The organism is Streptomyces syringium (assembly GCF_017876625.1).
Lineage (GTDB): Bacteria > Actinomycetota > Actinomycetes > Streptomycetales > Streptomycetaceae > Streptomyces > Streptomyces syringius.
In genome coordinates this window covers 7397384-7420343 of record NZ_JAGIOH010000001.1, presented here as the reverse complement: position 1 = coordinate 7420343, position 22960 = coordinate 7397384, and the positions used below count along the sequence as shown (strand labels likewise).

Genomic DNA, 22960 nt, shown 5'->3' with positions numbered 1-22960 from the left:
GCAACCTAACAGGGCCGCACACCACCCGCTAGATCATGAGCATGATCGAATGAGGTCCGCCCTACCCGTTCGAGCCGAACGCGGCGGCCGCCAGACGGCCCGAGATCCTGGGGGCCGCGCCGTCGCCGAAGGAGTCGGTGCCCACGGCGTAGACGGCGCGGCGGCTCAGGTCGGCGGAGGCGAAGACACCGCTGGCGTAACCGGGGTCGTGGCCGGTCTTGCCCCACAGGAGCGTGCCGTCGGGCAGCGGGAAGGACATCAGCGCGACACTGAAGCAGGCGGAGCCCTTGTCCGGTCCGGTGTTGCAGTTGGAACCGTTTGCGTACGGCAGGAGCTTGCCGTCCGCGTCGCGGGGAAGGGCACGCAGCTCGGCCGTCTGGGCGGGGCGCAGCAGCCGGCCCGTGAAGAGGGCCGTCATGAAACGGTCGAGGTCCGCCGTCGTGGAGATCATCTGCGAGGGGTTGCCGCCCTGCTCGTTGACGTCGACGAACTCGCCCTTGCTGGTGGGCAGATAGCCGGGCAGATAGGGGCGGGGCAGCGTCGCGTTGCCCGCCGGGACCGAGGTGTGCCGCATGCGCAGCGGGGTCAGGACCCGGTCGGTGATCTCGCGCTTCAGGGAGTGGCCGGTGAGGTGTTCGATGAGTTTTCCGGCGACGCGGTAGCCGAAGGAGTTGTACTCCTGCTGGGTGCCGGGCGCGAAGTGCGGACCGGGCCAGGCCCTGCCCTTGGGGCGCAGGGTGCCCTGGATGACCTGGTCGAAGGTGAAGTAGTCGAAGCGGGTGGCGATCTGCTCGTCGCCGGTCGGTGCCGGTGCGCCCTCGAAGTCGCTCGGCAGACCGCTGGTGTGATCGAGCAGTTGGCGGACGGTGACCGGCTGGAAGGTGTCCGGCAGCAGGCCCGGGAGGTAGTGCTGCACCGTCCCGTCGAGGTCCACCCGGCCCTCGGCGGAGAGCTGCAGCAGCACCACCGCTTCGAAGGTCTTGGAGATGCTGCCGATCCTGAAGTGGGCGCGGTCGGATATCCGCTTGCCCGTGTGCGTGTCCCCTGACGCACCGCTCCACTCGTGCCCGGATCGGTGGACCCGGGCCATGGCGCCGGCCGCCTGGTCGCCGGGGCGGATGGTGATCGCCTCACGCAGGGCCCTGGTGTCCAGGGGCGCTCGCACGGCGGGTGCGGAAGCCGGCGGGCCCGCCGGCGACGCGGCGTGGGCGGGGCCGGTGGCCCCGCCCACGGTGGCCGTGACCGCGAGGACGGACAGGGCGAGGGCGGACCACCGCGTCGTGCGGGGCGTGGAACTGCTCATGCTGCTCTCCAGGGAGGGTCGATCGGAGCGAGCCGCGCCGCTGACGCCGACTCACCCGGCCGAGTCTCCCCGTTCATGATCGTCCCGCCATCGGGGAACGGCCCTGACCCGACCCCGAGAGACCCCTGACGGATCCCCGGGCGGAGAAATCCACCCGGGGTGCGCGGTCAGGACGACCCGGCGTGACGCGCCTGGGTCTTCTTGCGCTCCGCGTAGAGGACGGCGAGCAGGACAAGGGCCACGGTCACGACGGCGCCCGCCACGAGGTAACGCCGGGGACCGGACAGGGGGCTTGCGGGGCGTCGTCCCGGTTCCCTCGTGCCGGGCCGGGTGGCGGCACCGGAAGCAGTCGGCGCGGCCGGTTGTGCCGGGGCCGGTGCCGCCATCGCGGCGGGGCCGGAGTTGCCCTGCAGATTCTCCAGGTCCGACGGACGCACTTGGATGGCCAGCAGGGCGATCACCGCGGCGGCCACCGTGAACGCCGCCGCGACGATGAACGCGGCCGAGACACCCGAGGTGAGCACCTGGCTCCCCCAGGGCGGTGGGAGCTGGCCGGTCTCCTCGAAACGCGCGCGCTCCGCCGGGGTGGCCCGGGCGAGGAACCGCGGCAGTTGCTCCTTCGCCTCGTCGCGGCTGGCCGTGCCGAAGACGGTGACGAGGATGGACAGCCCCAGCGAACCGCCCACCTGCTGGGTGGCGTTGAGCAGACCCGACGCCGCGCCCGTCTCATGGGTCGCCACCCCGGAGACGGCCATCAGTGTCAGCGAGACGAACTCCATGCCCATGCCGAGGCCGAAGACGAGCATGGGGCCGAGGACGCTGCCCAGGTACGTGGAGTGGATGTCCGTCAGCGTCAGCCAGGACAGCCCGGCCGCGGCCAGGATCGCGCCGAGCACCATGAAGGGCTTCGGGCCGTACTTCGGCAGCAGTTGGGAGGCCGTTCCCGCGCCCACCGCGATCACCGCGCTGACGGGCAGGAAGGCCAGCCCGGCCTGGAGCGGACTGAAGCCCAGCACGTTCTGCACGAAGAGCGTGAGGAAGAAGAACATGCCGAAGATCGCGGCGGCGAGGCTCAGCATGATCCCGTAGGTGCCCGCGCGGTTGCGGTCGGCGAACATCTTCAGCGGGGTGATCGGCTGCTTCGAGCGCCGCTCGATCTGGATGAACACCACCAGCAGCACCACCGCCGCGCCGAACGACGCGAGCGTGATCGCATCCCGCCAACCGTCCTGTGCCGCCCGGATGAAGCCGTAGACGAGCAGGGCCATGCCGAGGGTGGAGGTCAGCGCCCCCACGAGGTCGAACCGGCCCGGGTGGCGCTCGGACTCCTTGATGTGCCGGGGCGTGGCGAGGGCGATGGCGAGCCCGATCGGCACATTCACGTAGAAGATCCAGCGCCAGTCCAGCCATTCGACGAGCAACCCGCCTGCCAGCAGACCGATCGCACCGCCTCCGGCGGAGACCGCGGCGAAGACACCGAACGCCCGGTTGCGGGCCGGGCCCTCGGTGAACGTGGTGGTGATCAGCGCGAGCGACGTCGGCGAGGCGATGGCGCCGCCCACCCCCTGCAGCGCACGGGCGGCGAGGAGCTGACCGGAGTTCTGTGCCAGGCCGCCGAGCAGTGAGGCGAGGACGAACAGCAGCACGCCGAAGATGAACACACGGCGGCGGCCGAGGATGTCACCGGCCCGGCCGCCGAGGAGCAGCAGACCGCCGAAGGTGAGCGTATAGGCGTTGATCACCCAGGAGAGGCTCGTGGTGGAGAAGTTCAGCGAGCTCTGGATGTGCGGCAGCGCAATGTTCACGATGGTGATGTCCAGGACCACCATCAGCTGACAGGAGGCGATGACGAGAAGAGCGATGCCGTTCCCGCCGCCCTGCTTCGAGGTCCCGGCCCGCGACCGGACCGGGGCGTTCGTTGCTCTCGGCTGAGAGGTCGTCATGGCGCATCGTGCCTTGCGACAGGGTCGGTGGACCTCGCGGCCCACTCCACCGAATGTAAGCCCGGTCCGGACCCGCTACCAGTCGATCTAGCCCGCGTCCGGACGGCCCCTCCGTCACATCAGCGCGACGCGCGCCCCGGCCCCACGGGCGTCGGGGACAGGTAGGCGCGGTAGCCCGCCAGCCCGGACAGCCGCGGCAGGGGCTGCACCCGCCAGTCACGGGCGTACGCGGGCACCGGCTGGCCGCCGCCCACCAGCAGCACCACCGGCCGGCTCTCGGCCGCGGCCAGGAGTTCCGGCAGGGTGATGCTGCCGTCGTGGCCCCCGATCTGGCGGGACTCGCACCCGGCCCGGAAGGCGACCCGTACCGCCTCGGCCCCGGTGACGACACACGGCGCGCGGACGCCCTGGCGGCGCAGTTGCGCCGCGACGCCGTCCACGGCCTCGCGGATGGCGTGGCCGCGGGAGACGGCCTGGTGCAGGACGACGTACTGGACGGCGAAGTGCGCGGACAGGGCGAGGGCGAGCGCCGCGGCGGCGAGCGCGCGCGGTCGGGCGGCGGTCACCACGCCGAGCAGGCCCAGGGCGACGGGCAGGGACAACAGCGCGTAGGACGGGAGCAGGAACCTGGGCGCGGCGTAGCCGATGAACTGGTACGGGACGGCGAGGGCCAGGCCGACGACGGCCGGCAGGAGGAAGACGGCCAGCCGGCGGGTGCGGGCGGCGGCGAGGAGGCCGCCCGCGGTGAGCGGCACGATGGCGAACCACCACAAGGCGGTCACCGGGTGGCGCCAGGGCACCTCGCACGGGCGGCACAGTGTGCGCCCCTCCAGGGCGCGCAGTTGGTCGCCGACGGCGAGGTGCGCGGTGATGCCGCCCTGGATCTCCCCCGCCCGGTGCACCCGTGCGGCGAGGCCGCCGTAGTGGAGGTATGCCTCGACGATCCATTGCGCGCTGCCGAGGGCGGCGCCGGCGACGAGCGCGAGCAGGACCGCCGGCCGTCGCCAGGACCGTACGCACAGGGCCGCCACGGCGAGCGGCGCCACCAGTGCCAGCGCGTCACCGGGCCGCATGAGCGCGGTGAAGGCGACCCCGGCGGCCAGGCCGAGGAGCGCGCGCCGGTCGGCCGTTCCGCCGGGTGCGCGGACGACGCGCAGGAAGCAGCCCGTGGCGAGGAGCGCGCCGTAGGCGACCCAGAGGTTGGGCATGACCTGCGGCCCGTAGAGGAGGGTGATCCACAGGCCGCTGAACACGGCCCCCGCCGACACGAGGACCGGCAGCGGGAGCAGCCGCCGCCAGACCCACAGCGACAGCAGCAGCCCGCCGCCCGAGGCGAGGGCCAGACAGACGCGGAGGACGGCGGTGGAGGTCGTCAGGGCGGCCACGGGCGCGACGAGGAAGGTGATGCCCCGGGCGCGGGGCGCGCTGAAGAAGGCGGCGGGAGCCTGCGGGCTGACCTGGCTGAGGTACACCGTCTCGTCCCACCCGAGGCCGAGGCCGGGCGTGACGAGGACCAGCTGGGCGAGGGTGTAGACGGCGGCGAGACCCGCGAGCCACGGCAGGGGTCTCGCGCCGGGTACGTGGTGCTCCGGCGCTGCCGTGGCCCGGGGGCCGGGGGTGAGGCGCGCTGACCGCATGGGCGCCACGTTCCGGCACGGGGGGCGGCGGCGCGCGCCGGGAGGGGCAGTCGGCGGAACGTCGCTCCCCGAACGGGCCGTTCCACCGCTGAGGCGCCACATCCCGGCACCCCTGCACCTCCCGCTCGAACAACCGATCACCGAAGGGGTGTCCGTGGCTGTTGGTACGGTCGCGTCATGTCGGAAACGCATGGTCACCCACGAGAGCCCGTCACCGCGGACGATGTGCGCCTGGCCGTCCGGTTGGCGGTGACCGCGCTGCGCGGTGCGCCCGCTGCGGACTGGAAGGCCAAGGCCGGCTCCCTGGACTGGGACTGCTGGGAGACGGTCGAGCACCTCAGCGACGATCTGTTCGCCTATGCCGCCCAGTTGGGGCCCGAGGAACCGGCGTTGGACGGCGAGGTGCCGTTCCTGTGGACGCGGCAGCGGCCGGGCGCCCCGGCCAATGTGATCGTCGCCGATCCGGCCGCCGGGCCCGCCGGGCTGCTGCGGGTGCTGGAGGCCTCCGGCGCCCTGCTGGTGGCCATGGTGCGGACGGCGTCCCCCGAGGTCCGCGCGTACCACGTCTTCGGGATCTCGGACCCGGAGGGCTTCGCCGCCATGGGCGTCGTGGAGACCTTGCTGCACACGCACGACGTCGCCGAGGGGCTGGGCGTCGGCTGGAACCCCCCGGCCGATCTGTGCGGCCGGGTGCTGGACCGGCTGTTCCCCGACGCTCCGGTGGACACCGATCGTTGGCGCACCCTGCTGTGGGCGAGCAGCCGCGCGGAGCTGCCGGGTCTGCCGCGCGTCACCCCGCCCTGGCAGTGGCATGGCGCTCCCCTGCCCGTCGAGGGGGCGTAGCCGCCCCGCGCGTCGGGAAAGGCGGCCGGGCGCTGCGGCCGTCCGCCCCGTCAGTGCTGGTTGGCGTCCTTGCCCTCGGTGCTCAGCAGGACGACCGTGCTGTCGCGGTCGGCGGCCAGGGCCGCCCGGCGGGCGCCCGCGCCGTCGCCGGTGAGGGCGGCGCGCAGCCCGGCCAGGGAGGCGGCCCCGCAGGGACCGGCCGGGACGCCCAGGCCGCCGAGGTCCGAGGCGGCGCGGGCGGTGGCGGCGTCGTCGACGGCGATCGCCGCGTCCACGCCGCGCAGCAGATACGGCCAGGCGAGGGAGGACGGCGTACCGCAGTTGAGCCCCGCCATGATCGTGGTGCCGGTCGGCACCGTGCGCAGGGCCCCTGCGGTGAGGCTCTCCAGCAGTCCGGCGGCGGTGTCGGGTTCGACCGTCAGCAGGGCCGGTGCCCGGCCGCCGGCCCCGGACCGGTGGTGGACGACGGCGGCCTGGGCGAGCGAGCCCACCCCGACGGGGACCGCCAGCACGCCGAGCGGCCCGGCGGACGCCGCGCGCAGTTGCTCGTCCACTTCGGCGAACAAGGTGGCGTACCCCTCGACCACCCAGCCGGGGATCCGCTCGTAGCCGGGCCATGCGGTGTCCTGGACGACGATGTCCGCCGGGCCCGTCGCGTTCTCGCGGGCGCGCAGCACGGCGGCGTCGTAGCCGCCGGGCACCCGGACCACCTCGGCGCCCTCGGCGGCGATGGCGGCCACGGCCGTGGGGTGCACCCCGTCGGGCACGAAGATCCGGGCCGCCAGTCCGAGCAGCCGCGCGAGGTACGCCACGGCGCGGCCGTGGTTCCCGTCGGTCGCGGTCAGCAGCCGTACCGGGGATCCGCCCGCGAGGTGGGCCCGCAGCGCGTCGAAGGTCGCGGGGGCCGGTCGGCCGAGGTACGCGGACACGGCCCGGTGGACCGCCCAGGAGGCGCCCAGCACCTTGAAGGCGGGCAGCCCCAGACGGGCCGACTCGTCCTTGACGAAGAGCCGGCCGACGCCGAGTTCCGCCGCGAGCGCGGGGACTTCGGTCAGCGGGGTCGGGGCGTACCCCGGGAGGGAGGCGTGGAAGCCGTGCACGGCGGGGCCGGCGTGAGCGGCGGGCGGGCAGGTCCACGAGCGGGCGGCGGGGTGCGCGTACCACGCGGCACCGTGCCGGGGCCCTGGACGGGTGGCCCGCGGGTCGGCCGGGTGCGGGGCAGGGCGGGAAGAAGTATCGCTGTGCATGATCACAACGGTGCCCCGGCCACCGCCCGTCGGTCGAGCGAAGCTTTTCGATCAATAATCATCGGAAAAGCCGAACGATAGCGAGAGGGTCCGATCGATCATGTTCGACCTGCACCGGCTCCGGCTGTTGCGTGAGCTCAAGCACCGGGGCACCCTGGCCGCCGTCGCCGCGGCACTCTCGTACAGCCCTTCGTCGGTCTCCCAGCAGCTGTCGGTCCTGGAGAAGGAGGTCGGCGTGCCGCTCCTGGAGCCCGTCGGCCGCCGGGTACGGCTCACCGAGCAGGGCGAGATCCTCGTCGCCCACACCGAGGCCGTGCTGGAACGGCTCGAACAGGCCCGGGCCGAGGTGGCCGGCTCGCTGACCGGCCTCACCGGCACGCTGCGCCTGGCGGCGTTCCAGACCGCGGCGCTGACCCTGATCCCGCCCACGCTGACTCTGCTGCGCACCGCGCACCCCGCCCTGCGGGTGCACGTCACCGAGGCCGAGCCGGAGGCGGCGCTGCCGGCGCTGCGCGCGCGGGACTTCGATCTGGTGATCGCGGAGGAGTACCCGGGGCACCCGCACCCGCGCCACCCCGAGCTGGAGGAGGTGGACCTGAGCCGGGACACCCTGCGCCTGGCACTGCCCGCAGGGGCCGGGGAGGGTCCGTCCGGCCGGCCCTGGGTCATGGAACCGGAGGGCACACCGGCCCGCCGGTGGGCGATGGCCCTGTGCCGCGACGCCGGCTGGGAACCCGATGTGCGCTATGAGTCCACGGACATGCTGCTGCATCTGCGGCTCGTCGAGCAGGGGCACGCCGCGGCCCTCCTCCCCGACCTCCTGTGGTGCGGGCGGAAGCCGACCGTACCCCTGCTGGAGCTCCCCGGCGGCCGCCGGTCGCGCAGGCTGTTCACGGTGGTGCGCTGCGGCAGCAGCCGGCACCCGGCCGTGCTCGCCTGCCGCGAGGCCCTCGCGCGGGCGGCGCGGGACCTCGACCGGGCGGCGTGCGACGGCTGACGGCCCGGGTCAGACCAGGCTGTGCCGTACCCAGACGTTGGGTTCGACGCTCACGGCGTAGTCGTGGTCGGGTTCGCAGTGCACGGGCGTGAGGGCGCCGGGCACGTCGACGGGCCCTCGGGTGTCGAAGGGCAGCCCGGTCCAGGTGCGCCACTGGGCGAGGGTGCCGGGGACGGTCATCGAGGTGGGGGCGATGGAGTCGATGGCGCCACCGGCGCGGACGTGGGTGCGCAGCCACGGGTCGACGGGAAGGCCGTCGGGACGGGTGAGCGCCGCGTACTCGGCCATCGGCAGCCGCGGGTGGGCGCTCTTGCCCGTGGGCCGTACGGGGGCGACGAGTTCGGCGAAGCCCGCGGCGCCGGCGTTGTCGCGGAGCGCGGCGAGCATCGTCGCCGACAGGCCTCGGCCGAGGTGGTCGGGCCGGACCGTGATGTCGATGGCGCTGACGGTGTCGGGACGTACGGACTTGCGGTGGTCGGAGAACGCCCACAGCAATATCTGGTCCCACCCGGCGGCCGGCAGACCGTGGCGGCCGCTCACGTTCAGGGCGAAGGGAACGCTGAAGGCACGGGCGACCACCTCGCCGCCGTCATCGGTGGCGATGAGCACGAAATCGGGGAAGACCGCGGGGATGCGGGCGAAGTGGGCCCAGCCGATGGGGTCGTTCTGGACGTACTCGGGCCAGGTGTCGGGCATCGCCCAGAGCGGCTCCAGGAGCTCGGGGCGCTGCGCGGCCGTGGTGATCTTCAGCGTCATGGTCGTGTCTTTCCGGGGTGCCTCGGCGGCGGCCTGACGGCCCGTCGGCCTGCCACCGCGCCATGACGCCGAAGCCAATCACGCGGGCTCGCGGTGATCAATACGTTTTCCCGGGCGTGGGCTGTCCTCAAACGCCGGACGGGCTTGAGTGGCTGAGCTCAGTCCAACCAGCCCGTCCGGCGATTGAGGACACAACGCAAAACCGCCGGGCAGGCTACCGCGGCAGCGGCGGCATGACCTCCTGCGGGTTGCCGGTCGGGGTGTAGAGGCCGGTCGCCTTGAGCGTGGCCGGGTTGAGGTTCTTGTGGACCGCCCTGGCGACGGCCTGGATCGTGGCGACGCCGTCGTCCATCGTGCGGTTGTCGTGCGTGAGCACCGTCATGGTGTAGTTGCGGCCGCCGCCGGTGAAGGCTCCGAGGCTGTGGACGCGCCAGCCGTGCGTCGCGCGGGACAGCCAGCCGTTCTTCACCTGGATCTTCACCGAACTCGGCGCTCCGGCCGAGGTGCCCCAGCGCTGGGACGGTATGACCTTCCCCATCAGCTTGAGGACGTACGCGCGTGCGGCCTCGCTCAGCACCGACTTCCCGCCGGGACGGGGCACCAGATGGTCCATCAGCTTCTGCTCGTCACCCGCGGTGATCTGGGTGAGACCCCAGTAGCCGCCGTCACCGGGCACGGTCCGGCTCATCCCCGCGGCCTTGAGGAACGCCTTGACCTTGGCCGCGCCGAGCTGCTTCCACAGCGCGCTCGTGGCGTCGTTGTCGGACTTGGTGATCATGGCGGTGGCGAGGTCGGACTCGCGCTCGGTCAGGCGTCGTTCCGTCTTCTTCGCGTCCCACAGCAGGGCGGCGAGGACGGTCACCTTCACCGTGCTCGCGGAGTCGAACCGGTCGGCCTCGCGCAGGGTGCAGACGGTGTTCGTGCCCTGGTCGCGCAGGGACACCGCGGTGGTGGCGGACCGGCCTTTCAGTGCCGCGGTGATGTCCTTGGAGAGCTTGGCGGCGAGCCCGGCCTTGTCCGAGACACAGCTCACCTGCCCGGTCGCGGCGGTGGCCGGTGCCGCGCCGACGACCGGCGGCACGAGCACGCCCACGGCCAGAGCGGCGGACAGGGCGCCACGGGCAGGCGTGGGTATTCGGTGTCGTGTCATGAACGTACGCAGTCCCCTCTATCGGTCGGAGCGCACCCCCCTGGTGCGCTCCGACCCACATGATCCACCGGCCGGGGCGACCGGGTGCGCGAGCGGGAACGCGGTGTTGGTCACAACGCCGGGCCGACGGACCGCCCGCCGGGGGGCACGCTCCGCCCGTGCAGCTGACTGCGCGAGGTCAGACCGAGCTTGGGGAAGACCTTGTAGAGGTGGTAGCCCACGGTGCGCGGGCTGAGGAACAGCTGTGCCGCGATATCGCTGTTGCTCATGCCCTGGGCGACGAGGCGGACGATCTGCCGCTCGCGGGGCGTCAGCGCGCTCCACGCCTCGCCCGTGTCGGTGCCGGGTTCCTCCAACAGCTCGCCCGCCGCGCGCAGTTCGTGCCGTGCCGAGTCCGCCCACGGCTCGGCCCCGACCAGGGAGAAGGAGGACACGGCCTGGTGCAGGTGCTCCCGGGCGTCCTTGATGCGGCGCACCCGGCGCAGCCACTCGCCGTACAGCAGGTGGGTGCGGCCGGTGTCGAAGGCCGACGCGGCGGGGGCGTCCAGGGCCGCGCCGAACAGGGCGTCCGCCTCGTCGTCCGCCGCGAGGAGGGCGCGGCACCGCAGCCACGTGCCCCGCAGTTCCGGCAGCCGCGCGGGGATCGCCCGGTACTCGAACTCCTTGAGCGCCCGGCGTGCCTCCTCCACCTGCCCGGCGCGCAGGGACGCCTCGACGAGGTCCGGCAGGACGAGCCAGCCCATCATGAAGTGTTCGGCGGGGGCGCCGGGGGTGACGACCTCGCGCAGCAGCCGGGCCGCGGTGGGGGCCTTGCGCTCGGCGAGCGCGTTGAGCCCGAGCGCCCAGTGCGAGACGGCGATCGAGGAGGCGATACGCCGCGGCACGGAGATCGCCAGGGATTCCGCGGCGAGCTCCCGGCAGCGCTCGCTGTCACCGCGGGCGGCGGCGATCCAGGCGAGCATGGCGCGCAGATGGGAAGCGGCCCCGAGCTGGCCGGTCTCGTCGGCGAGGAACAGCGCCTCCGCGCCGTTCGCGGCGGCCACGGTCCACTGGCCGGTGATGAGCTGCAGCGCGACGAGCGGGGCGACGGACATCGGCAGGGCGCCCACCGCGCCGTTCCTGCGCAACGTATCGACGGCACGTTGGTAGGCGTCGAGCGTGGTGGCGGTGTCGCCCGTCATGTGCGGCAGGAAGACCGGGGGCCACACCCAGGGTTTGGGGTCCGTGGAGGACAGCCACGCCGGGACCCGTGCGGCGGACGCCTGGGGGGTGTGGCTCCACGGGACGGCGGTCGGCGTCTCCTCCGGCGCGAGACTGCGCAGCCAGCGCAGCTGTGCCATGAAGTGGTCGCTCACCCCGCTGGTGGCGCGGTCGCTGCGGTCGAGGAGCGCGGCTATCTCGCCCAGTTGGCGCGGGGTGTTCGCCACCCACGCGGAGCGGGCGGCCATCACCAGCATCTCCCCGGCGAGCAGCGCGTCGCTCTCCAGGACGAGGCGGGCGCCGTCCATCAGCGTGCGGCAGGCGATGGCCGGGTCGCTGCTGGCATGGGTGATGGCACCGCGCACCTGGGCGGAGCGGGCCCGTAGCTCCGCCGTCGAGGTCAGGGATTCCGCTTCGTCGAGCAGCGCCGTGGCCTGCGAGGGTTCCGCGGCGGTCCAGGCGCACTCGGCGGCGTCGATCAGCCACCGGGCCCGGACCCGGGGTGAGGAGGCGAGAGCGGCGGCGCGGCGCAGCGCGCGGCTGGCGGTGGTCGCGCCGCCGGCCCGGCGGGAGCGGTCGGCGAGCGTGGCCATGAGGCCGGCGACCGTGTCGTCCGTACCGATGGTGGCGGCCGCCAGGTGCCAGACCCGTCGTTCGTCCTCCTCGTCCATGGCGTGGGCCAGCGCGAGGTGCGCGGCACGGCGTTCGGTGAGGGAGGCCGCCTGGTAGGTGGCGGAGCGGATCAGCGGATGGGTGAAGAGCACCCGCTGCTCGCCGAGGTCGATCAGTCCGGCCGCGGCCGCGGCGGACAGCCCGGCGATCGCGGCGTCCGGGTCGCCCCCGGCGCGGAGTATCGCGGCGAGGTCCCCGTCGTTCTCGACGGCCGCGAGCAGGAGCACCTCGCTGTAGCGGGCCGGGAGTTCCGCCCGGCGGCTGTGGTAGATCTGCTGCAGCCGGTCGTTGAGCGGGAGGCACTCGGGGAGCGCGGCGCTGCCGCTGAGCTGGTCGGGGTCCAGGGCGGCGGGCAGTTCGCGCAGGGCGAGGGGGTTGCCGCCCGCCTCGCTCAGCAGCCGCAGCCGCACCGAGCGGACCGCTTCCGGCGCCGAGCGCTCCAGCAGCCGTTCGGCCACTTCGGCGGGGAGCGGCCCGAGGTGCAGGTCGGGGACGCCGGGGGCGTCGAAGCGGCCGGCACCGGTGCGTACGGCGAAGACCATGGCCAGGCCCTCCGCCTCGAGCCGCCGGGCCACGAAGACCAGGGCCTCGGCGGACGCCGGGTCCAGCCAGTGCGCGTCGTCGACGAGCACCAGCGCCGGCGCCTCCTCGCAGGCGTCCGACAGCAGCGTCAGCACGGCCAGGGCCACCAGGAACCGGTCGGCCGAGGTGGTCTCCAGGCCGAACACCGCGCGCAGCGCCCCCGCCTGTGGCGCCGGGAGCCGCTCCAGACCGGGCAGCAGCGGCCGCAGCACCTGGTGCAGCCCGGCGAAGGGCAGCTCGACCTCGCTCTCGACGCCGACCGCGCGCAGCACCCGCACATCCGGCTGCGCGGCGCCCACCAGGTCGTCGAGAAGCGTGCTCTTGCCAATGCCGGCCGGGCCGCGCACCACCAGGGCACGGCTGCGCCCCTCGCGCGCGTCGTCGAGCAGGGCAGCCAGCTCGTTCCGTTCCCGCTCCCGCCCCAGGACCATGAGATCGGGGCTCCCTTCGTCAGTTCACCAGTCGCGCGACTGATGCCCGAGCGTCCGCGCTCGTGCACAATGCCCGCGTCACTGGTCATGACGATCATCGAGGGGTCCGCGTTCCCTGTCCGCCGCAGGTCATGTGTCAGATGCGGTCCGCCGGCTGGCCGGTCGATACTGCGGGCACGGCTCCTGCCGGGTTACCGCCGGTCCGACAGCGCATGTCGGACCGGCTGTCCGGAACCCCCCAACACACCCCCCGTCCGGACCCGGCGGGAGCCGTCCGGTACGTCCCCTCCCCCGGAGGGACGCGGGACCACGGCGCACCACAGGGCCGATAACAGGGCCATGACAGGAGAAGTCGCGTGAGCGAGCTGCGCTTCGGCATCATCGGATGCGGCGTCATGGGGCGTCTGCAGGCACGGGTCCTGACCTCTTATCCACCGCTGGCCGGACGCGCGCGGCTGGTGGCGATGGCCTCCTCGTCCCGGGACAGTGCCGGCGCCCGGCAGGCCGCGGCCGAGACCGGCTGCGTGTCGACGGACGTGGCGTCGCTGCTGGCGCGCGACGACATCGACGCGGTGTCGGTGTGCACCCCCAGCGGGCTGCACGCCGAGCTGGGCAGGGCGGCCCTCGCCGCGGGCAAGCACGTGATGGTGGAGAAGCCCATCGATGTGTCGGTGCGGGCCGCGGACCAGCTGATCGAGGCCGCCCGGCAGGCGGACCGGGTGCTCGCCGTCATGAGCCAGCGCCGGTTCGACCTCGCCTCGCGCATCGTGCGGGACGCCCTCGAAGCCGGTGAGCTCGGCACGCCGACCTCGGCATCGGTGGAGGTCCCGCTGTGGCACGGCCGCTCCTACTACGCGTCGGACGGCTGGCGCGGCACCCTGGCACTGGACGGTGGCGGAGCCCTGATCAACCAGGGGGTGCACTCCCTCGACCTCGTCCAGTGGCTGCTCGGCCCCGTCGTGGAGGTCAAGGCCCACACCGCGCTGCTCGGCCACACCGGCATCGGCGTCGAGGACGTGGTCACCGCCAGCCTGCGCCACGCGAGCGGCGCGCTGACGTCCCTGCTCACCACCACGGCCGCCTTCCCCGGCCGTACGACGCGGCTGGCGGTGCACGGCGACCGGGGCTCGGCCGTCATCGACAACGACGAGCTCGTCTACTTCCACGCCGCGGACGCGGAGACGGACACCCTCGGTGAGCCGGGCAGCCTCGCGGAAGGGGCGTACGGGGCGGGCAACCAGGCCGATCTCCGCCGCCCGGCCGGGGCCGCGGCCGGGCAGGAACGCGACAGCTGTGGTCTGCTGCGCGGCCCGCACGGGGAGCAACTGCTGGACTTCTGCGACGCGGTGGCCGACGGCCGGCCCCCGGCCGTCGACGGCCCGGCCGGTCGCGAGGCGCTGCGCACCGCGCTCGCCGTGTACGAGGCGGCCCGTACGGGTGCGACCGTGCGCGTCGACCGCGCGGCCGGCGAGAACCTGCGCTTGATGCGTACCGTCCCCTCCCCCGTGCCGCCACCGGCCGGCCGGTGGCGCGGGGAACTCTTCGCCGCGCCCGGACGTCGATGAGAGCGGCAGCATGGCGCCCCGGCGGGCCGGTCTGGAGCAAGGTGCGCCGGCGCCGGTGGCGCCGCTCCTGACACGCGTGGTCCCGGCCTGGTCATGGTGGGTTTCGGCATGAGGTGCCATACGGTGGTGTCCCCGTGCTTTTGACGGCATGATCCGGTTTCAGGAAGTGTTTTCAAAGATTTAGTGGCGATCGCCACGTGAAAAACTCGGAACCTCGGCGCGGGCTTGATCATCAACATGGGCGGAACACCCGCTCATGTCCTTCGGGGCAGCACCATCATCCGGAGTGATGTGATGACCCACTCGCCCGACGGCCCACAGCCGCCGCAGGGCCGCCGCCCGCGCTTCCGCGCCAGACGTTGGATCATCGCCGTGGCCTCCGTCGCCACCCTCGGGCTGGTCGCCTGGCCCGTGCTCGATCACTTCGACATCCCTCCGTTCACCGACAAGGGCGACCCGATCAGCTTCGCCCGGGGGCAGTCCCATGGGGACCCTGGAAAGGTGAACGCCGACACGCTGATGCCGACCGGGCCCGAGCGGACCTTCACGATCGACGACACCGTCGACGACGGCACGAAGATCGCAAGGACGACCCTGCGCGGCAAGAAGTCCGGTTTCACCGGCGACGTCTGGGTGTGGGCGCCCGATCAGTACCTGCACGACAAGAAGTACGCCCGGAGCGGCTTCCCCGTCATGATCGCCCTGCCCGGCGGCCCCGGCTACCCGACCAACTACTGGAAACAGACGAAACGCAAGCTCCAGTCCTCCATCGCCAAGTGGTCGAAGGAAGGCAAGAGCCTGCCCTTCATCCTCGTCATGCCGGTGCTGAACCCCGACGAGAAGCGCTACTACGACGGCAGTGACATCCCCGGCCAGGCGAAGATGGGCACCTGGCTGACCGAGGACGTCCCGGACCTGGTCAAGCAGAACTTCCGGACCCTGAAGTCACGCGACGGCTGGGCGTTCATGGGCTCCTCCTCCGGCGGCTTCGCGAGCCTGAAGTCGGTCCTGAAGTACCCGGACCGCTTCAAGGCCGTGATCGCGTCCGGCCCGGACATCGTGCCGGACTCCCCGCTGTGGGCCGGTCACGAGAAGGAGAAGCAGGAGAACAACCCGGAGAAGCTGGCCCAGAAGCTGATCGACAGGAAGGGCCCGGACGTCTACCTGGCCTTCCAGGTCGGCACCAAGGAACCGGTCAAGCGTCTGAAGGACATCAGGAAGTTCCAGGCCCGGTACGAAAAGGGCCCGGTCCACACCAGCCTCCGGGTGATCGAGGGCGGCAAGCACAGCGCCCGCAGCTACGTCCCGAGCCTGGGCCAGGGGCCGCTCCAGTACATCAGCGAGCACATGCAGGGCCCGACCCCTTCGCCGTAGCCGCCGGGCGCCGGGCGCGGGGTCAGCCGCCGAGCCCGGTGGGCGCAGGGAGTTCCGCCGCCGCGCCCGTCCTGGTGAACGTGTCCTGGGCGTTCCCCGTCCTCGTACGGCCGACGATTTCTCGCCCTGGACCGTCGTGATCGAGTCAAATAGCCCCTGGGGCGGGGGTCGTCCGCGAACCGATGGCCGCTCCCCCGCGTTGATCGTCTGCCCGGCCCGGCGCGCGGATTCCGTGCGCCGGGCCGGCACACGATCCGGACGCGGTACAGGAAGGAAGTCTCCATGGGGACGCTGGTCAGGGGACGTCGGGGTGCGGTGGCTGCCGCGCTGGCCGCGGCGCTGGGTGCGGGAATGGCGCCGACGGCCGCGTGGGCCGCGGCCGGCCCGGCGGACGGGGCGGGCAGGACGAGCAAGAGCGCCGCCCGCGACGACGGCTGGCGCGGGGACGGGCTGGAGCTGGGCGCCGCCGACAACAGCGCCGTGGACGCCTTCCTCAAGCAGGCCGAGCAGGCGGAGAAGGAGATCAGTCCGCGTGTGCGGGCGGCGGCCGTCCTGAGCGAGGCCGAGCTCATCGGCTTCGACCAGCGCCTGAAGTCGCCGGACTCGCTGAAGCGCAAGGTCGCCACCTCGATGAAGGAAACACCGGGGCAGACCGTCAACCAGGCCCTGGACACCATGAAGGACTCGGTGCGCTACACCCTGCAGTGGCCCGACGGGAAATACACCACCGGCGTCACCCTCGCCGCGTCCCTGCTGTCCGCGTGGGGCGACGACTCCGTGAAGTGGTCCAACACCTGGGACCGGCCCAAGGGCTACAAGGGCATCAACTCCGCCTGGCGCGAGCCGCGGTGGGGGCACGCGTACGAGGTGCAGTTCCACACCCCGGCCAGCAAGAAGGCCCAGCTGGACACGCACAGGATCTATGAGGAGCAGCGCCTGCCCGGGACCCCGCCGGAGCGGGTGAAGGAGCTCCAGGCGCAGCAGGACGCGATCTTCGCGGCCGTCCCCGTGCCGGCCGGCGCGGCGGGGCTCGCCGCCCCGGGCTCGCGGGTGCCCGCCGGCCTCTCCCAGCCGGTGCCCGTGCCGCCCCCGGGGGCGCCTGCCGCGACGAAGATGCCCGTCGGCTGACGGCCCGTCGTGCACGGCGGTGGGCGGCCGGTCCCGGTCAGTTGTCGCCCACCGCCGTGATCAGCACCGACCCGATGATGATCGTCTGATGCGTCAGCTCGTCCAGCTGCTTCCGCTCGGCGGCGGGCACGTGCCACTCCTCCCACCAGGCGACCGTCTCCTGCGTGAGCGGCTCGGGACGCTCGGCCTCCCACGACTCGTGCAACCGGGCCGCGAGCGGGAGGACGGGACGGATCCGGTCGGCGTAGGCGGCGAGCAGCGCCGTCATGTAACTGCCGGGCAGGTAGGCGTACCACTGGGCGACGAGCTGGTCGGCAAGGGCGGCCGCGTCCTGGAGCCACAGCACGTGCTGGGTCACCCACCCCTGCGGGTCCTGGCTCGCGGGCATGCCGGGCAGCAGGCGCTGCTCCAGCGCCGCGCGGTGGGAGAAGAACGCCTGGCCCAGGGCGCGCTCGTCGCCACTGGGGATCCAGGAGCCCTGGTGCAGGGCGATCGCGGCGGCTTCGACAACATCAACGGCGTGGGTCATCCGATCACCGTACGGTGCCCGCCGGACCGCCGTGCACACACCCCCGGGTAACTCCGGGCGCACCCGTGCGAGGGCCCGCTCGGGGCGCCTGACGCCCGTTCAGCCGTGCGCGGTCGGCGTGCGGCTGACCGTGCGCTCCTGCCCGGCGGCCACCCGCGCGAAGACCGCGGCGTCGTGGACGGCGGCGCCGCCGGGGTCGTTGTTGAAGTAGCAGTACACATCGGCACCGTCGGGCCAGCTCTCGGTGACGCGCCGCACCCAGCTCGTCAGGGCGTGGCGCCCGTAGCGGGGCCACGGTTCGGCCCGGCCGCAGTGGAATCGCACGTATCCCCAGTCCGCCGTGCGCCACAGCGGGGTCACCGGGCGGGAGTCGTGGTCCGCCCAGCAGAGCGCGGCCCCGCGGTGCTCCAGGACGGCCCGCACCTCGTCGGTCCACCATGACGCGTGCCGGGGTTCGACGGCCACCCGGACCCCGGCGGGGAAACAGGCGAGGGCGGTGTCCAGCGTGGCGGGGTCGGCTCGGAGGGTGGGCGGCAGCTGCAGGAGGACGGGCCCGAGCCGGTCCCCCAGCCCGGCGGCGTGCCGCATCAGCCGCGCCACCGGTTCCTCGGGGTCGCGCAGCCGCTTGATGTGGGTCAGGTAGCGGCTCGCCTTGACCGCCATGACGAACCCCTCCGGGGTACGGTCACGCCAGGCGGCGAAGGTCTCCGGGGTGGGGAGCCGGTAGAAGGCGTTGTTGTTCTCCACGGTCGCGAAGCGCCGGGCGTACTCCTCGAGCCACAGCCGTTGCGGCAGATCGGCGGGGTAGAGGCCGCCGCGCCAGTCCTTGTACTGCCATCCCGAGGTACCGACGAGAAGGGGCATGAGTGATCCCTGCCCCCTCCGGCCACGGGTGTCACGGATAATTTCGCCACGGATCGACCGACGGGGAGTTGATGGGTGTCGTGAACTGCGTCTTCTGCGCGATCATGGCGGGCGAGCAGCCCGGTCACCGGGTGTTCGAGGACGAGACGGCGGTGGCGTTCCTGGACGCGCGGCCGCTCTTTCCCGGCCATGTCCTGGTGGTGCCGAGACGGCACGTGGAGACGCTCACCGATGTGCCGGCGGAGGACGTGGGGCCGTTCTTCACCCGGGTGCGGCTGATCGCCGGGGCGGTGGAGCGCGGCATGGACGCCGCCGGGTCGTTCGTGGCCGCGAACAACCGGATCAGCCAGTCCGTGCCGCACTTTCATGTACACGTCGTGCCGCGCAACCCCAAGGACGGTCTGCGCGGTTTCTTCTGGCCGCGGAGCCGGTACGCCTCGGACGAGGAGGCGGCGGACACGGCGGCGCGGGTGCGGGCGGCGCTGGAGCCCCGTTGAGGGGCCGAGCCACCGCACCTCCGCCATCGCATGGACTATCGGGCCGAATGTGAGGATATTGGACGTATAGCGACTCTCGTCCCGATTCCCCTCGTCTGCCGGGGCCGGACCGGACCCGGGCCGGAGGTGCGTGATGCGATTCGACGACCGTGAGGATGCCGGGCGGCAACTGGCGGAGCGGCTGGAGTATCTGCGCGGGGACCATCCGGTCGTGCTCGGCCTGCCGCGCGGCGGCGTCCCCGTGGCCTTCGAGGTCGCCCGGGCGCTGCACGCGCCGCTCGATGTGATCCTCGTCCGCAAGCTCGGCGTGCCGTACCACCGGGAGCTCGGCTTCGGCGCCATCGGCGAGGGGGGCGTGCGCGTCGTACGTGACGACATCGTCCGGATGAGCCGGGTCGACGAGGAGGATCTCGCCGAGGTCCAGCGGAGCGAGGAGGCGGAGCTCGTCCGGCGCGCGGAACGCTTCCGTGGCGGACGGCCGCGCATCCCGCTGGACGGCCGTACGGCGGTCGTGGTCGACGACGGCATCGCCACCGGCTCGACGGCGTCGGCCGCGTGCCAGGTGGCGCGGGCCCACGGCGCCGCCCGGGTGGTGCTGGCCGTGCCCGTCGCGCCCCCGGACGCGGTGACGGCGCTCGGTGCGGAAGTGGACGAGCTGGTCTGTCTCTCGACACCGGCGGGCTTCTCCGCGGTCGGCGAGTGGTACCGGGACTTCGACCAGACCTCGGACGACGAAGTCGTCGAACTGCTGCGGCGCAGCACGGCGGAGCGGCCCGGCAACCCCGGGCCGGGCGGCGCCCGGGCGGTGCCGGGCCCGCTGGAGATCCCGGTGGACGGCGGCCGTGTCACGCTCGCCGGTGATCTGGACCTGCCGGCCGGCGCCCCCGGTCTCGTGGTCTTCGCGCACGGCAGCGGCAGCAGCCGGCTGAGCCCCCGCAACCGCGCGGTGGCGGGCGTCCTCACCGAGGCGGGGCTGGGCACGCTCCTCTTCGACCTCCTCACCCCCGCCGAGGAGCAGGACCGGGCGAACGTGTTCGCTGTGGAGCCCCTGGCCCGGCGGCTGACGGAGGTGACACGGTGGCTGCGCCGCGAGTCGCCCGGCCCGGCGCCCCCGCCCGTCTGCTACTTCGGTGCGAGTACCGGCGCGGCGGCGGCCCTGTGGGCGGCGGCCGACGCGGCGGCCTCCGGGACGGACATCGCCGCGGTGGTCTCCCGGGGCGGTCGCCCCGACCTCGCCGGGCCGCGGCTGCCCGAGGTCACGGCGCCGACCCTGCTCGTGGTCGGCGGCCACGACGAGACCGTGCTCGACCTCAACCGGCAGGCTGCGGACCGGTTGACGTGCGAGAGGCAACTGGCGGTCGTGCCGGGTGCCACCCACCTCTTCGAGGAGCCGGGAACGCTCGACGCCGTCGCGGAACTCGCCCGCGACTGGTTCACCGGGCACCTCGGCGGAGGTTCCGGCGGCCACCGGGCCCCGCCCGCACCCACCGCGTCGGGCCCCTGAGGGGACCCGCGAGAAGCGCACAACTCAACGCACACACGGGAAGTGATCGCCATGGAGACGATCGTCGACTGCGCCATCGACATGGAGTTCCGTGAGGTCGATGCCATGACCCAGGCCGCCGTGCGGCTGCGCCTGCACGACGGGACGGAGCTGATGGCCCAGGGAATCGCCCACCGGCACCCCGACGACCCCGGACAGCAGCGGGTCGGCGAGGAGGTCGCCGCGGCCCGCGCGCTGAACAACCTCGCCCACCAGTTGCTCGACAAGGCGGGTGTCGACATCGAGGAGGTCACGCATCTGGAAGCGCATCTGACGCACTGATCCGCAACGGGTCCGCATTCCCGGTCCGGCCGACCACCGCTAGCGGGGGAGCCGGAGGAGGAAGGCCGCGCCGTGACCGGTCGCCGTGGCGGCGAGGGTGCCCCGGTGGTGGTGGGCGATGTCCCGGGCGATGGCGAGACCGAGGCCGCTGCCGCCGGTGTCGCGGGCACGCGCTTCGTCGAGACGGGTGAAGCGCTCGAAGATGCGTTCACGGTCTGCCGCGGGGACGGGATCGCCGTCGTTGTGGACGGTGCATTCCACCCATCCGGGCCGGGCGTCGAGGGTGACGGTGACCTGGGTGTCGGCGTGGCGGGCCGCGTTGTCGAGGAGGTTGCGCAGCAGGCGGCGCAGTTGGTCACGGTCGCCCGGGACGGTGACGGGGTCGTCGGGGGCATGGAGGGTGAGACGTGGGGTGGCCCCGGGGTGGGTGTGAGGAAGTTCGACGAGGAGTTCTTGCGTGAGGTCGGTGAGGTCGACCCGGGTCCCGGCCGCCGGTGAGGTGGGGGCGTTGTCGAGGCGGGCGAGGGTGAGGAGGTCGTCGACGAGGTGCTGCAGTCCGGTCGTGGCCTGGAGGGCGTTGGTGAGGGCGCCGGGCCGTTGGGGGTGGGTGAGGGCGACTTCGAGGGTGGCGCGCAGGCCGGTGACGGGGCTGCGCAGTTCGTGGGCGGCATCGGCGATGAATTGGCGTTGGCGTCGGGCGTGGGCGTCGAGGACGTCGAGGGTGTGGTTGGTGGTGCGGGCCAGGCGGGTGATCTCGTCCTCGGCCGCGGGGACGGGGACGCGGGTGCCCGCGCCCGGCTGGTCGACGGTGGCCAGGCGGGTGCGGATGGCTTCGACGGGGCGCAGGGCGCGGGCGGTTGCCGCCCAGGCGCTGAGGGCGACGATCACAGCGGCCAGCGGGACCGCGCCGGCCAGGGCCGGGATGAGCGCGTCGGCTGCTTCGGCCGCCGCGGTCCGGGTGACGGCGACATAGACGGTGTAACGGCCCGCGGGGACCGTCGAGGAGCCGGGGGTGTGGATTTCCACGCTGGTGCCGGCCATGTCCAGGGTCTGTCCGGTCAAGGGCGCGGCTTTCGCGCGGCAGTCGGGGGCGGGATCTCCGGACGTGGTGAGCGAGGGGTCCCGCCGGCAGGATGCGGCCGGCGTGCCGAAGCGGACCGGCACGAAGGTCCCCCAGCCGGGTCGCGCCGACGCGGGCGCGGGCGGGAGCGTTCCGGCCGTGTCGGGGAACGCCTCGGGGAGCCAGGACGCGAACGGACCGCTCGGGCCGATGATCACCACCGGCCACACGTCGATGAGGTCGCTGGTGGCGTCCCGGTCCCTGGCCTGGACGCGGGCGAACTCCGCCGCGACCGCGCGGGACTGGGCCAAGGCACGGCCGCGGGCAGCCGTCATCTGGGTGGTGTACACGTCGTGGTGCAGCCACCACGCGCCGACGCCCGCGAGGATCAGGGCGGCGGCGCCCGCGGCGAGAGCGGTACGGGCCCGGGTGGGCAGCCGCGCCCACCGCAGGAACCTCCGGGCGGGAATCGGGGGAACGGGATCAGGCATGCGAGTCGTCCAGGCGGTAGCCGTGTCCCCGGACGGTCACGATGCTCCGGGTGCCGTACGGGTGGTCGATCTTGCGGCGCAGGAGGCTGATGTACACCTCGACGATGCTCGTCCCGCCCCGGTAGGCCATGTCCCAGGCCTCGCCGAGGATGGTCTCCTTCGACAGCACCCGGCCCGGCTCGCGCATCAGGACTTCCAGTACCGCGAACTCCTGGCCGGTGACGTCGATGCGCTCGTCGCCGCGCCCGCAGGTGCGCCCCTGCGCGTCCAGCCACAGGTCGCCCGCGCGCAGCACGTCCTGCTGGTCCGCGCCCGCGACGGTACGGGTACTGCGGCGGATCAGTGCCCGCAGGTGCGCGGTGAGGACGACCAGGGAGAACGGCTTCGTCAGATAGTCGTCCGCGCCGGTGTCCAGACCGCGTGCCTCGTCGAGTTCCTCGTCCCTGGCCGTCAGCATCAGCACCGGGGTGTCGGTGCCCAGGGCCCTGAGCCGTGCGCATACGGCGAAACCGTTCAGCGACGGCAGCATGACGTCCAGGACGATGGCCGCGAACCCGCCCGTGCTGCCGAGCTCCACCGCGGACAGGCCGTCCGCCGTGTGCGTGACGGTGTATCCCTCGGCCTCCAGGCCGTCGCGCACAGCGGCCGCGATCACCGGATCGTCCTCCACCACCAGAATATCCACCACGCCAGCATGGCACTGCCGCACAGGCGGCCCACCGCGCACACAGCGGGCTTCAGGAACGGTTAAGGATGAGCTGCGCATAGTGGTGCCCACCCGCGGCGTCCTTGGCCGTTGTCGAACGGCGCACCACGCTTCGGCCTCCGGTCCGTGCCCGCCGCCTGCCACCCCTTCGCACCACCGA

General features: G+C 73.2%; 19 protein-coding genes. 8 read left to right on the top strand and 11 right to left on the bottom strand.

Features of this window, described 5'->3' with window-relative positions; all coding sequences use genetic code 11:
• Positions 1-61: 61 nt before the first annotated feature.
• The 3 genes from JO379_RS31650 to JO379_RS31640 all read right to left on the bottom strand — a co-directional run bounded on the left by JO379_RS31650 (position 62) and on the right by JO379_RS31640 (position 4883).
• On the bottom strand, positions 62-1303 hold the full coding sequence (locus JO379_RS31650; protein ID WP_209518185.1) for a serine hydrolase domain-containing protein: 1242 nt from the start codon (positions 1301-1303) through the stop codon (positions 62-64).
• A 167-nt stretch (positions 1304-1470) separates the two neighbouring features.
• Positions 1471-3246, bottom strand: a complete 1776-nt coding sequence (locus JO379_RS31645; RefSeq protein WP_245381604.1) for an MFS transporter — start codon at positions 3244-3246, stop codon at positions 1471-1473.
• A 119-nt stretch (positions 3247-3365) separates the two neighbouring features.
• Positions 3366-4883 carry a hypothetical protein gene (locus JO379_RS31640; RefSeq protein WP_245381603.1) on the bottom strand — a complete coding sequence of 506 codons (1518 nt, stop codon included), beginning with the start codon at positions 4881-4883 and terminating at the stop codon, positions 3366-3368.
• A 177-nt stretch (positions 4884-5060) separates the two neighbouring features.
• On the opposite strand from JO379_RS31640, the gene JO379_RS31635 reads away from it, so the two are divergent.
• Positions 5061-5726, top strand: coding sequence for a hypothetical protein (locus JO379_RS31635; protein WP_209518183.1), 666 nt, complete (start codon positions 5061-5063; stop codon positions 5724-5726).
• Between the two features lie 50 nt (positions 5727-5776).
• On the opposite strand, the gene JO379_RS31630 is transcribed toward JO379_RS31635, so the two are convergent.
• The gene (locus tag JO379_RS31630) at positions 5777-6973 is read right to left on the bottom strand and encodes a diaminopropionate ammonia-lyase (protein WP_209518181.1); all 1197 of its coding nucleotides are present in this window, start codon (positions 6971-6973) and stop codon (positions 5777-5779) included.
• A 100-nt stretch (positions 6974-7073) separates the two neighbouring features.
• On the opposite strand from JO379_RS31630, the gene JO379_RS31625 reads away from it, so the two are divergent.
• Positions 7074-7970, top strand: coding sequence for a LysR substrate-binding domain-containing protein (locus tag JO379_RS31625; protein WP_130880442.1), 897 nt, complete (start codon positions 7074-7076; stop codon positions 7968-7970).
• 9 nt (positions 7971-7979) lie between these two features.
• Here JO379_RS31625 and JO379_RS31620 read toward each other — a convergent pair whose 3' ends face one another.
• The 3 genes from JO379_RS31620 to JO379_RS31610 all read right to left on the bottom strand — a co-directional run bounded on the left by JO379_RS31620 (position 7980) and on the right by JO379_RS31610 (position 12761).
• Positions 7980-8726 (bottom strand): putative GNAT family N-acetyltransferase, encoded by a 747-nt coding sequence (locus JO379_RS31620; RefSeq protein ID WP_209518179.1) that lies wholly within the window; start codon positions 8724-8726, stop codon positions 7980-7982.
• Between the two features lie 214 nt (positions 8727-8940).
• Positions 8941-9876: a serine hydrolase gene (locus tag JO379_RS31615; protein WP_130880440.1), complete on the bottom strand. Its 936-nt coding sequence runs from the start codon at positions 9874-9876 to the stop codon at positions 8941-8943.
• A 110-nt stretch (positions 9877-9986) separates the two neighbouring features.
• On the bottom strand, positions 9987-12761 hold the full coding sequence (locus tag JO379_RS31610; RefSeq protein WP_209518177.1) for a helix-turn-helix transcriptional regulator: 2775 nt from the start codon (positions 12759-12761) through the stop codon (positions 9987-9989).
• 356 nt (positions 12762-13117) lie between these two features.
• Between JO379_RS31610 and JO379_RS31605 the strand changes: the two genes are divergently transcribed.
• The 3 genes from JO379_RS31605 (at position 13118) to JO379_RS31595 (ending at position 16828) form a co-directional block, all read left to right on the top strand.
• The gene (locus JO379_RS31605) at positions 13118-14326 is read left to right on the top strand and encodes a Gfo/Idh/MocA family protein (RefSeq protein WP_130880438.1); all 1209 of its coding nucleotides are present in this window, start codon (positions 13118-13120) and stop codon (positions 14324-14326) included.
• A gap of 294 nt (positions 14327-14620) precedes the next feature.
• Positions 14621-15700 carry an alpha/beta hydrolase gene (locus JO379_RS31600; RefSeq protein ID WP_209518175.1) on the top strand — a complete coding sequence of 360 codons (1080 nt, stop codon included), beginning with the start codon at positions 14621-14623 and terminating at the stop codon, positions 15698-15700.
• Positions 15701-15982: 282 nt separating this feature from the next.
• Positions 15983-16828, top strand: a complete 846-nt coding sequence (locus JO379_RS31595) for an ATP nucleotide 3'-pyrophosphokinase (protein ID WP_245381602.1) — start codon at positions 15983-15985, stop codon at positions 16826-16828.
• A gap of 37 nt (positions 16829-16865) precedes the next feature.
• Here JO379_RS31595 and JO379_RS31590 read toward each other — a convergent pair whose 3' ends face one another.
• Entirely contained in the window at positions 16866-17357 is a 492-nt protein-coding gene (locus tag JO379_RS31590; protein ID WP_130880436.1) for a hypothetical protein, read from the bottom strand.
• Positions 17358-17456: 99 nt separating this feature from the next.
• Complete coding sequence (locus JO379_RS31585) at positions 17457-18221, bottom strand: DUF72 domain-containing protein (RefSeq protein ID WP_209518173.1); 765 nt, start codon at positions 18219-18221, stop codon at positions 17457-17459.
• Between the two features lie 71 nt (positions 18222-18292).
• Here JO379_RS31585 and JO379_RS31580 point away from each other — a divergent pair, with 71 nt between their 5' ends.
• The 3 genes from JO379_RS31580 (at position 18293) to JO379_RS31570 (ending at position 20543) form a co-directional block, all read left to right on the top strand.
• Positions 18293-18718 carry an HIT family protein gene (locus tag JO379_RS31580; RefSeq protein ID WP_130880434.1) on the top strand — a complete coding sequence of 142 codons (426 nt, stop codon included), beginning with the start codon at positions 18293-18295 and terminating at the stop codon, positions 18716-18718.
• Between the two features lie 133 nt (positions 18719-18851).
• On the top strand, positions 18852-20222 hold the full coding sequence (locus JO379_RS31575) for a phosphoribosyltransferase (protein WP_130880433.1): 1371 nt from the start codon (positions 18852-18854) through the stop codon (positions 20220-20222).
• A gap of 51 nt (positions 20223-20273) precedes the next feature.
• Positions 20274-20543 carry a dsRBD fold-containing protein gene (locus tag JO379_RS31570; protein ID WP_184732241.1) on the top strand — a complete coding sequence of 90 codons (270 nt, stop codon included), beginning with the start codon at positions 20274-20276 and terminating at the stop codon, positions 20541-20543.
• A gap of 39 nt (positions 20544-20582) precedes the next feature.
• On the opposite strand, the gene JO379_RS31565 is transcribed toward JO379_RS31570, so the two are convergent.
• Complete coding sequence (locus JO379_RS31565; RefSeq protein ID WP_209518171.1) at positions 20583-22094, bottom strand: sensor histidine kinase; 1512 nt, start codon at positions 22092-22094, stop codon at positions 20583-20585.
• Entirely contained in the window at positions 22087-22779 is a 693-nt protein-coding gene (locus JO379_RS31560) for a response regulator transcription factor (RefSeq protein WP_130880675.1), read from the bottom strand. The genes JO379_RS31565 and JO379_RS31560 overlap by 8 nt, the downstream gene beginning before the upstream one ends.
• Positions 22780-22960 lie beyond the last annotated feature (181 nt).